Genomic DNA, 1,192 nt, shown 5'->3' with positions numbered 1-1,192 from the left:
GGTAACCTTCCCTGTTTTTCAGACAAATTAAAATTATTAAATTTAGTTTGTTAAACCTTATGAAAAAGAGCAAATTTTCGGAACATCAGATTATCCATATTCTGAAAGAATATGAATCTGGGAAAGCGACAAAAGATATTTGTCGTGAACATGGTATTTCTGCCCCTACTTTTTATCAATGGAAACAGAAGTATGGAGGAATGGATGCACAGCATCTTAAGGAGCTTAAAGCTTTACAAGAAGAAAATGCTCGGCTTAAACGCATGTTTGCAGATCTGAGCTTGGATCATCGTATTTTAAAGGACATCATAGAAAAAAAGCTTTAAAGCTCTGTGAACGAAAAGAGTTGGCTGAGGGAATAATTAGTGAAACGGGAATCAGTATTCATAGAGCTTGCAAGGTCGTTTGCATGAGTCGTAGCATGTATTATTATGGGCATAAAAAGGATGACCAACTTGTAATTTCAAAATTACTGGAGCTAGCGGCTAGGTATCCCACAAGGGGATTTGAAACGTATTATGGTAAGATCCGCCTGGAGGGTTTGCTTTGGAACAGAAAAAGAGTACTTCGTGTTTATCGGAATATTAACTTGAAACTAAGAATTAAACGTAAAGCTCGCATTCCAAGTCGTATTAAAGAGAAACTGATCGTTCCAGGTAGAGTTAATGAGACATGGTCAATTGACTTTATGAGTGATGCCTTGTCTAATGGGCGGAGGTTTAGGGTATTGAATGTCATTGATGATTACAATAGAGAATCATTGATCAACGAAGCTTTCTATTCAATTCCAGGTGTCAGATTAGTACAAAAGCTAAAGGAATTAATCATATATAGATCTAAACCCAAGCGCATAAGAACCGATAACGGTCCAGAATTTCTCTCCAAAGTTTTTGTGGACTTCTGCAGAGTTAACGATATTGAATTGCAGTATATACAACCTGGAAAGCCTGCTCAAAACGCATACATTGAGCGTTTAAACCGTACATTCAGAGAAGATGTTTTAGATGCTTATTTGTTTGAATCTTTGATGGAAGTAAATGCAATTGCTTATGAATGGCAGGTTGATTACAATAGCAATCATCCGCATAAATCTTTAAATGGACTTAGTCCATGGCTATATGCTAAAGAGTTTTTGATCAATTAGAGAATATTTTATATTTATAAACTGTTTGAAAAAGGGTAAGTCTTCAAA

Annotated in this window: 1 protein-coding gene; it reads left to right on the top strand. The window is 35.7% G+C overall.

Annotation, left to right across the window (positions count from 1 at the left end; all coding sequences use genetic code 11):
* Nucleotides 1-59 precede the first annotated feature (59 nt).
* Nucleotides 60-1,144, top strand: a protein-coding gene (locus tag DRF67_RS21275) for an IS3 family transposase (protein ID WP_115930300.1) whose coding sequence is annotated in 2 segments (ribosomal slippage) — nt 60-312 and nt 312-1,144 — 1,086 coding nt in all. Because the reading frame shifts where the segments join, the coding sequence is not laid out codon by codon here.
* The last annotated feature ends 48 nt before the right edge of the window (nt 1,145-1,192 follow it).

This window comes from Chryseobacterium pennipullorum, from assembly GCF_003384725.1.
GTDB lineage: Bacteria > Bacteroidota > Bacteroidia > Flavobacteriales > Weeksellaceae > Chryseobacterium > Chryseobacterium pennipullorum.
Note: the sequence above shows the minus strand (reverse complement) of the source record. Positions and strands in the feature narration are given on the sequence as shown.